This is a genomic window from Deferrivibrio sp. (assembly GCF_055117995.1).
In genome coordinates, this window is record NZ_JBSQOT010000051.1 from 1 (window position 1) to 9351 (window position 9351).

A 9351-nucleotide genomic window follows, 5' to 3' on the forward strand; every position below is an offset into this window, starting at 1 on the left:
TGTTGCTTTTTTTGTCAAAATCATAATACAACATTTTGGAGGCATTATCAATTATAAATGCCTGTCAAATAACATTTCTTATATAAAAATGGGGTGATGTCAGTTGGCCTTTTGCATTTCTGCCTTAATTTCAGAATCATTCAAAATATTTATCTGCTGGATTTTCATATTTTTTAATTCATCAACAGAATATCCATAGTAAGTGGCAGCAGACTTGTTTGCATCAAGGATGTTTCCTGTCTCAGGGTCAATAAGAAGCTTGATTGCCTTATGCTCATTAAAAATTGTTATAAACTTGTCTATTTCTTTAACAACAGCTGATTCATCAAATATAAAGGCAACAAATATGGGCTTTCCCAAATTCAAATAATTTAAACTGACTAAAACCGGGTACTCAGTGCCGTTCTTTCTTTTGTTAATAGTTCTAAAATGATATTTTTTGTTTGGATTTTCTTTTGTGTTTCTTATGATTGTTTCAAAATCATCAGGAGTAAGCTTGGGCTTAATATCAAGAGGGGTCATGTTTTTAAGTTCCTGCATTGAATATCCAATATTTTTAAGAGCCGATTTGTTAAGGTTCAAAAACTTATAGTTTATGGAATCAAATACATATATTTCATTTAAAGATTCCTCGATTATCTTTTCCAAAAATTCCATATTCAGCCCCAATACCAGTGTTAAAGTAAATTATACCATATGGTTATATAAAAATGCAAAATCAATTAGTCAAAACTCAGTGTTATGTTAAAAATTATTTCTGCAATCTGAGAATACGTAAGCTTGAAATCAAGTATAACTGAACCTGCATTTAAAAAATACCATTTGTAAAAGTATAGTTTTTATTAAAATAGGGATATTTTCAGCTGTATGCCTATATGTGGCCAACCTTTCCAGGATTTTACCTGCAATTATTATCTTCTATAAGTTAGGTGATGAATACCTACTGACAATTTTCATAAAAGCTACAGGGTGCCATTTTTTTCATATTCCAAAAGAAGCCTAATGAAGTTATATTAAGACAAATTTAGTCTGGAATTTGATATAATATTTGATATATTGATGTATAAACCGGAGGCGCTATGGATCCAGTAACACATGTATGTAGCGGGCTTTTGGGCGGTTCATACTTGAGAAAAAAGAATGACAAAAAAGTATATTATATTGCTGCGATAGGTGGTCTATTGCCTGATATAGATAATGTAATTGGATTTTTAAATGAACCAAAGCTTTATCTGCTTTACCATAGGGGGGTTACCCACTCAATTGTAGGCGCCGTTTTGTTTTCATTTCTGGCGGCCGTTATCCTTAAATTTTTGTTTTTCAGGAATTACAATGTATTCAAAATTACCATTATTTTTTACTTGCTTGGTCTTATGCATATTTTTCTTGACCTTGTTACAAGCTATGGGACACAAATAGCGCTTCCATTTACAAATGAGCGGTTTTCTCTTGAGAGTGTATTTATTATCGATCCGTTTTTTACATTGGCATTGATTGTTATGTTTTTGGTGTCGATAAAGATTAATTCAGCCAAGTTAAAAGCAATGTTTATAGCATTTGTTTTTATATATCCTCTTACAAATTATGGGGTAAAAGCTGTTTACAGCGACTATTTGCAGAGCATCTTTAAAGATAAATCTGTAACACTTACCACTGCCCCTTTTACACCACTTAACTGGAAAGTAATATTGAGCGATGATAAATATCTATATTACAAAACTATGAGATTATTTCAAAAAGCTGAGATTGAGGAGTTTGATAAATTTGTGCCATTAAATAAGAGCGATATTGAAAGTTTATTGAATGAAGACGATTTTTTAAAAGTTTATAAATGGTTTTTAAAATACCCGGTAGTGGAACAAATCGCAGACAGTTCATTTAAAATCACTGATTTGAGGTTTATGATAAACCTGAAAAACATCAGGACAAAGGATAGGACGCCATTTGCTCTGATATTAAACACTGACAGCAAAAAAAGCAGAATTCTTTCTTATAAATATGATTTTTAAATATTTATTTGAAGTTTTTTTATAAATAATTTAATGTCAAAAAAAAATGATAAGGGATCGATATGGAAACTTACGAAAAAATGTCTGAAATCTATGATGAGATATTTCCTTTTGATGAAAATGCCTATAGGTTATTGAAGCTGATGACAAACGAAGGGGACAGTGTTCTTGATATAGGTTCCTCTACAGGGGGATATGTAAATAGATTTATTCAGGATGGATATAACGCTATCGGGCTTGAATATACAAAAGGTTTTGGAAACTATAGTTATCCAATTCTTTTTGGTGATATGAGAAAATTGCCATTTAAGGAAAATTCCTTTGATTTTATTTACAGTATTGGCAATACAGTTTGCCATTTGGATTCGAGAAGGGATTTTCTTGAGTTTATGAAAAATATTTTTTCTCTCCTTAAGCCCAAGGGGAGGTTTCTGATGCAAATTATCAACTATGATAGGATATTTTCACAATCAATAAAAAGCCTTCCTGCAATAGAAACTGAAAATTTTATATTTACAAGAGATTATGAGTATGACAACCCTTCTTCGCTAAATTTTATAGGGAAAATAACTGATAAGAATGGTCAGATTGTACACCAGTTTAATCAAAAACTGACACCTTTCATTTATCAGGATATCATATGGGTAACAAATTCGTGCGGCTTTTCTTTTGTTCAGTTTTTTGGAAGTTTTGTCCTTGATAAGTTTATAAAAGCGGAAAGTTTTGTTAATATTTCCTGTTTTACAAAACCTTAAGCACAGCTGCAAAAAACCCGTCCATGTTAAATTGAAGGGGATTGGTTTTGTAGAAGGTATCGGTTTTAAGTAATGTGTTTATATGGCTGTCAAAAATAGTTGAAACCTTTACATTTTCTACGTTGAAATTGTTTAAAAAATATTCTACCTGCATTTCATTTTCCTCTGCAAAAAAACTACAGGTGACGTAAATAATGTATCCGCCTTTTTCCGTTAAGTTATATGCTTTTTCAAAAAGATTTTTCTGCGTAATCATAAGGGACTTAATTTTTGATTTATCAAGCCTTAGTAAAACGTCAACATCCCTTCGCATAGAGCCGGAGCCGGAGCAAGGAGCATCAATGAGGACCTTTTCAAATTTTCCTGAAGGTTTATTCAAAATTTTAATGTTTTGATTTAGTATCTTTGCTCTTTTTTTAAGAATATTAAGTCGCGCAGGACTTATATCATATGCATGAATATCCGGATTTACCCCGGTAGAATTGAGCAAAAGAGATTTCCCTCCCGTACCGGCACATAAGTCAAGAATTTTTTCCCTGTATCTGGGGGTTACAAGAAAATAAATCAATTGACTTGCTTCATCCTGTATTTCAAAAAAGCCTTTTTTAAATTCGTCAAGCTGCCTTAGATTGGTGTGTTTGGTAGTATATAAGCCGAAAGGGGATATCCCGGTATTTTCAAAAAAAGGATACTTTATTTTTAAATATTCCCTTGTAGTCTTCAATGAGTTGACCCTGATAGTCAAAGGTGCCCTTTGCAAAAAAGATAGAAATGTATCTTTGTCAAGATTTTCAAATATTTTTTTTGATACAAAATTGTTTACACCAATTATTTTTGATGGGAAGTTTTCATTATATTTTGTCTTGGCAATAAGTTCCGTAATGGTTTCATCATTTTCTATATCATGACCAGATGAAAATAATCCGTAAAACCTAAGAGCCTTGAAAAAGTAATCTGTTAGAGCATTTCTAATGGTTGAGTTAAAACGTTTTTCTCTTATATAATCATCAAGCACATTCTTGGCTATAAGATTTTCAGTGACAGTTTTACAAATAAGAGTATTAACTTGAGTGTAAATATTATCAGGTAGTTTCATAAAGGTTATTGTAGTAAAATTTTTTAAAAATGGAATTCAAAAATAACTTATGAAAATAAAAAAGCGGGGATTGTCCCCGCTTGTTGTTAGAAGTTACTGTGCTAAAAAAGGTCCTCTTACATTTCCAAAAGGGTTTACATGAAATGTAAACAGATGGCCGCCTGCATCTTTAACTTCAACCTGATACATTGTGCCTCTTGGCATATTAAATTTTTCAGTTTTTACAATTTCGTACCCTTTGTAGTTTTGAGCTATAACATCTTGTACAGCTTTAACGGCTTCTTCCTCAGTAAGCTGTTTTACCTGAACATTTTGATTGTAGCCGCCATAGCAACCGCCAGGGCCAAATCCTTGCCCTCTCATTCCGTAACCGGGTCCCATCCCTTGACCACCCCAGCCGCCTTGAGCAAATGCAAGGGCTGTGGTTATTGCCAGTGTTCCTAAAACTAAAGCTAACTTTTTCATAGCTACCTCCTTATATTGTGATGATAATCTAAAAGCAGTAAGCGTGCCAAAGTCTTGCTAAGCGGTAAGTATATGTTATGCTTGAATAATTTTTATGAGTCTTAACCCTTAACTGTGTAATAATGAAACTATTTGTTACTTTTTTACACAATATGGTTTTTATTTTTTAAAAAAATGGATTGCAAAGTTTAGTTGAATTTTAACTTCTTAAGTGATATACCAAAACAATGCTTAAGCTGAATGTATTGTCGTCCGGAAGCTGTGGTAATTGCTACATAATGGAATCTGCAGATAAATATATCGTCGTTGATGTGGGGTTGCCACTTTATCGCGTAAAAGAGTTTATCCAATTTAATGAAGATAAGGGGATAGATTTATATCTCACTCATGAGCATACAGACCATATAGCCGGGATAAAACCTTTCTTGAATAAGTTTAAACCTAATGTTTATACAAGTGAAGGGACTGCGGTAGAGCTTCACTCTAAAGGGATTAGTTGTGAACACTTTTATATATTAGATCCGAGTAAAATTTATTCTATGAAAGAGTATGAGGTATACCCTTTTAAAATTGCGCATGACGGCAGACAGCCGTTTGGATATAGGTTTAATTTCAATAAACTTTCTGTGGGGTTTGCCACAGATTTGGGTTTTGTATCAAAAGATGTGTTAAGCGGAATAACCGGTTGTGAATGTGTTATTTTGGAGTCAAATTATGAGGATGAGCTTCTTATAAATGGTTCATACCCTTATCATCTTAAAAAAAGGGTGATGTCTTCAAAAGGGCATCTTTCCAATAAAGAAGCCCTTAATGCGGTAAGTCAGATATTTTCAAAAGGTTTAAAAAAACTGTTTTTGGGGCATATTAGTGAGGAAAATAATAGCTATACACTTATTGAAAAATATGTGGACTTTTGTAAAAGTAACTTTGCAATTGAAGCAGATTATTTTAAACAAATGACTCCTGTCAAGGGATTAGAGTTAGATGCTTAGTGTATTATTTTTTGTGCTGCTTATTTTACAGTTTTTTTTGGTTATTTTAAATCTTGTTGGTCTTCCGGGCAATATTGTATCACTTGTATTACCGTTGATATATTATTTTTCATCAAAAATGACTTTTTGGCAGCTAATATTTTTGATTTCTCTCATTGCAGCAGGTGAAGTGATCGAATTTTTAATCGGTTATTACGCAGGGAAAAATGTTGGTGCGGTAAAGGGGAGTTTTTTTGTATCTGTAATATTTTCGATAGTGTTGGGGATAATAATGGCTCCGCTATTTTTTGGTGTAGGAGCAATTATAGGGACATTTTTAGGTGCATTTATTGGAACATTTCTTTATGAATATCTTGTCACAAGGGATAAAAATCTTGCCTTTGAAAGAGGGGTCGCATCTTTTAAAGGGAGATTTATGGGGACTTTTCTAAAAGTCTCAATCGGTATTTCAACTGTTATTCTGTCTGGATTTTATATATTCTAATCTTCTTATTTGCCACTATTAAGATAAATCAAAATATGAGTTATAGGCATCCGGGATAAAAGCTATTCTTTCACAATCATTGATTAATGCGGGAATCTCGCCCAAATCTTCAAGATGTTTAAAACCCATTCTATCTGTATCATATTTGTCAAAATCAGAAAAAATATAAACTTCATATTTTTCGAGAATCGATTTAAGGTTAAAAGCTGTCTGACGGTTTATTTGATAATCTTTTAACAAAATATCAAACATTTCTGATGAAGTTTTTAAATCAAAAAAATCTTGAAAATATTTATTGCCATAGCCGTCCTGGCATTTTGCAAAGAAAAATATTTTTCCTCCGTCTTTTACAACAGTTTTTGCCCTGTCAAGCGACTTTTGAGCCTGAACAAGGTTTATATCTTTTGGATAGCCGCCACAAGATACAATTGCAGCGTCATATTTGTATTCAATTTTTATTGAAGTTAATTCCTTCAACTTTTCAGTAGCCGCAATATGTGACATAAACAGGTCACCACCACAGGCATAGATTATATTGGACGATTCGTCCAGTATGGTGTTGATAAGAAAAAATGTTTTATGCCTCCTTGCTATCATTACGCAATTTACAAGGTCATCATGGACAGGGTTTTGCTTGAGGTTGCCGGTAATGGCATATTCATGTTTTCTTTTATTTTTTTCATCAAGTACTAACTTATGATTTGCCATAATTGTTTTTTTTGCCGCTATCCCCGGTACAATCATCTTTCGTCCGCCGCCAAATCCAGCAAAGTAGTGGTAACTGACTGAGGCAATAGGAATGATAGTGTCATGGTCAAAATAAGCTCTATTGATGAGTATCGGAGTATTATTCGACGTTTTGCCATAATATTCATGCGCGGAAATATCGTCTGAGTCGTGCGGAATAATTTTATGTTTGTATTTGTTATAAACTTTCTCCGTCATTATTAGCTTTATTTCGTCTTCTGTCATTGCCCTGTGGGTGCCAATTGCAAATATAAAACTAACATCTTTGCCTTTATCTTCAATTTTATTCAACATTTGCTGGAGAAATTTTTCAGCTCCTGACTTTCTGGTAACATCAGGCAGAATAATGAGGATTCTATTTGCCTGCTCGATGACATTGTAAAGTGTGTCGCTGTATATGGGATTTGTGTTAAGTTCATTCAGTATGTCATCTGAAGACAAAGGTTTGAGGTCTAACTGCTTATATAAAACATCATAACTTTTATCAATATTTAAATTAATAAGCTCTTTGGAATACTTAATTTTCAAAGTTAACCTCCGATTTTGGACATAGTCCTTTTAAATTTTGCCGTGCACCCGTCATTAGTGATGTTATGATCAAGCTCTTTTAGCTTTAATGATTCTTTGATTTTTTCCTTAAATCCTGCAAAGTCTCTGGATTTTATTTCATCAAAGAGATTTATCTCATTATCGGACAAAAGACAGGGTCTTAGTTTACCATCAGCGGTAAGCCTCAGTTTGTCACATTCTGAGCAGAAATGATTGGAAATTGGGGTGATAATGCCTATTTTGGCACCATTTGAAAGTCTGTAATTTACAGCGGGACCTTCAAAATTTCCTTTTTTTACGGGTTCATATGTAAACTTTTTGGAAATGATTTTAAGGATTTCATCCCCGGTAATGATATGTTCCTTTTTCCATTCCACATTATTTCCGATGGGCATAAATTCGATAAAACGGACATTTAAATTATTTTCTCCGGCAAAATTGCAAAAATCAAGTATTTCATCATCATTGAAGGTTTTTATGGCAACAACATTTATTTTTATCGGGTTAAGTCCCGTTTTTATTGCCTTGTTTATGCCATCAAGGATTTCATTAAGCTTGAATCCGCCCGTAATATATTCGTATCTGTCTTCTCTCAATGAGTCAAGGCTGATGTTTATGCGCCTTATTCCTGCATCATATATTTCATTGACATATTTGCTGAGCAGCGAACCATTTGTTGTAAGTGTGGTTTCCTTGATGTTTTTAATTTTGCCGATTTCGCTAATCAAATAGGAAATATTTTTTCTGACCAGAGGTTCTCCGCCGGTGAGACGTATTTTTTCTATTCCAAGTTGTGATAGTGATTCAACGGCAAACAATATATCTTCGTATTTTAAAATCTTGCCGTGAGGAATAAATTCAAAGTCATGTGTAGGAACGCAGTATTTGCATCTGAAATTGCACCTGTCTGTGACGGAAACTCTTAAGTATTTGTAAGTACGGTTATATTTGTCTTTTAAATTTTCATTCATATATGTTTTCTTCTGTTACTTTTTTCTTTCCAAAAATTTTTGCAACGAATATACTTATTTCATAAAGGATTAAAAGAGGTACAGCCATCATACATTGAGTAAATACATCTGGTGGAGTGAAGATTGCAGCGACAATAAAAATTCCAACAATAGCGTATTTTCTATGCTTTTTCATCATATCGGAAGTTACTATACCCATTTTAGCTAAAAATAATGTAAATACTGGCAATTCAAATATGATTCCAAATCCCAAAATGAGCCTTGTTACAAATGAAAGATACCATTGCAACGATAGGCTTGCAATAACTTCACCTTGAGCATAATTAAGGAAAAATCTGAATCCGAAAGGGAATACAATATAGTAAGCAAAAGCTGCACCAGAGAAAAACAAGATTGAAGATACCAGCACAAAGGAAATCACATACTTCTTTTCGTGGGCGTAGAGCCCCGGAGCTACAAATTTCCATAACTGATACAATATGAAAGGCATGGAGAAAAATACCGCAGCCATCAGGGAAAGTTTTAGCTCGGTGAAAAAACCTTCAGTAAGCTTCAGCATTGCAAGGGAAGATTTTTCTGGTAAAAGTGGGACGAGGGGAGCTGTTACAAAGTCCATAAAGAATTTGCTTTTTGAGTAGCAAATACCAAAAACAACTATGAGAACAATAAATATTTTTATAAGACGTTGCCTGAGCTCCTCTAAATGCTTTGTTAACGGAAGCTTTTCATCCATTTCTTTTTTCATGCATTATCCTTTTTCTGATCTTCTGATTGTTGTTCACTTTTTTCAAACTTTTCGGTATGAATCTCTTTGAGCTCATCGGTTTTTTTGGAAGAGTATGAAGTTTTTGGAGTGGTATCATCTTCTATATTTACAGCATCTTTAAAGTCATTCAGCACTTTTTTAAATTCAGCATATCCCTTCCCAAGGGCTTTGGCCACTTCAGGAAGTTTTTTCGGACCAATTACAATAAGGGCAAGGGCAAGTATCAAAATAATTTCAGACATTCCAAGTCCAAACATATATTACCTCAAAAACAATGTTTTTCTGGATAATAGTTATTTGTTTTGGAAAAATCAAGGGATTAACACTTATGTCAATAGATTTTGCTTATGAAATTTTATACACTACCTAATAATCATTATTATCCAAGAACGGTAGTGTAAACTAAATTGTGTCATTAAAATCCCCCTTGAAGGGTTGTAGAATTATCTACGACCAAGAAGATAAAAACCCTTCAAAGGAGGACTAACAATGAATAATGTAATTTTAGAGCAACTAT

General features: G+C 33.2%; 11 protein-coding genes. 4 read left to right on the plus strand and 7 right to left on the minus strand.

Features of this window, described 5'->3' with window-relative positions; genetic code table 11:
- Positions 1–99: 99 nt before the first annotated feature.
- Positions 100–657, minus strand: coding sequence for a PAS domain-containing protein (locus ACTCAF_RS09955; protein WP_463063131.1), 558 nt, complete (start codon positions 655–657; stop codon positions 100–102).
- Between the two features lie 422 nt (positions 658–1079).
- Between ACTCAF_RS09955 and ACTCAF_RS09960 the strand changes: the two genes are divergently transcribed.
- Both ACTCAF_RS09960 and ACTCAF_RS09965 read left to right on the plus strand, forming a co-directional pair.
- Positions 1080–2009 carry a metal-dependent hydrolase gene (locus ACTCAF_RS09960; RefSeq protein ID WP_463063132.1) on the plus strand — a complete coding sequence of 310 codons (930 nt, stop codon included), beginning with the start codon at positions 1080–1082 and terminating at the stop codon, positions 2007–2009.
- A gap of 62 nt (positions 2010–2071) precedes the next feature.
- The gene (locus tag ACTCAF_RS09965; RefSeq protein ID WP_463063133.1) at positions 2072–2764 is read left to right on the plus strand and encodes a class I SAM-dependent methyltransferase; all 693 of its coding nucleotides are present in this window, start codon (positions 2072–2074) and stop codon (positions 2762–2764) included.
- On the opposite strand, the gene ACTCAF_RS09970 is transcribed toward ACTCAF_RS09965, so the two are convergent.
- On the minus strand, positions 2751–3860 hold the full coding sequence (locus tag ACTCAF_RS09970) for an RsmB/NOP family class I SAM-dependent RNA methyltransferase (RefSeq protein WP_463063134.1): 1110 nt from the start codon (positions 3858–3860) through the stop codon (positions 2751–2753). The genes ACTCAF_RS09965 and ACTCAF_RS09970 overlap by 14 nt on opposite strands.
- Before the next feature lie 93 nt (positions 3861–3953).
- Entirely contained in the window at positions 3954–4325 is a 372-nt protein-coding gene (locus tag ACTCAF_RS09975) for a PepSY domain-containing protein (RefSeq protein WP_463063135.1), read from the minus strand.
- A 227-nt stretch (positions 4326–4552) separates the two neighbouring features.
- On the opposite strand from ACTCAF_RS09975, the gene ACTCAF_RS09980 reads away from it, so the two are divergent.
- Both ACTCAF_RS09980 and ACTCAF_RS09985 read left to right on the plus strand, forming a co-directional pair.
- Positions 4553–5317: an MBL fold metallo-hydrolase gene (locus tag ACTCAF_RS09980; RefSeq protein WP_463063136.1), complete on the plus strand. Its 765-nt coding sequence runs from the start codon at positions 4553–4555 to the stop codon at positions 5315–5317.
- Positions 5310–5801, plus strand: coding sequence for a DUF456 domain-containing protein (locus ACTCAF_RS09985; RefSeq protein ID WP_463063137.1), 492 nt, complete (start codon positions 5310–5312; stop codon positions 5799–5801). The genes ACTCAF_RS09980 and ACTCAF_RS09985 overlap by 8 nt, the downstream gene beginning before the upstream one ends.
- 18 nt (positions 5802–5819) lie before the next feature.
- Here the strand turns inward: ACTCAF_RS09985 and ACTCAF_RS09990 are convergent, their stop codons facing one another.
- From ACTCAF_RS09990 to ACTCAF_RS10005, 4 genes are read right to left on the minus strand one after another with little or no spacing between them, the layout of a single operon-like run.
- A complete protein-coding gene (locus ACTCAF_RS09990) occupies positions 5820–7076 on the minus strand; it encodes a nickel-dependent lactate racemase family protein (protein ID WP_463063138.1) in 1257 nt (418 codons plus the stop codon).
- A 2-nt stretch (positions 7077–7078) separates the two neighbouring features.
- Positions 7079–8068, minus strand: a complete 990-nt coding sequence (gene moaA, locus ACTCAF_RS09995; protein ID WP_463063139.1) for a GTP 3',8-cyclase MoaA — start codon at positions 8066–8068, stop codon at positions 7079–7081.
- Positions 8061–8813: a twin-arginine translocase subunit TatC gene (gene tatC / locus ACTCAF_RS10000; RefSeq protein WP_463063140.1), complete on the minus strand. Its 753-nt coding sequence runs from the start codon at positions 8811–8813 to the stop codon at positions 8061–8063. Before tatC ends, moaA begins: the two co-directional genes overlap by 8 nt.
- Positions 8810–9091 carry a twin-arginine translocase TatA/TatE family subunit gene (locus ACTCAF_RS10005; RefSeq protein WP_463063141.1) on the minus strand — a complete coding sequence of 94 codons (282 nt, stop codon included), beginning with the start codon at positions 9089–9091 and terminating at the stop codon, positions 8810–8812. The genes tatC and ACTCAF_RS10005 overlap by 4 nt, the downstream gene beginning before the upstream one ends.
- Positions 9092–9351: the final 260 nt, after the last annotated feature.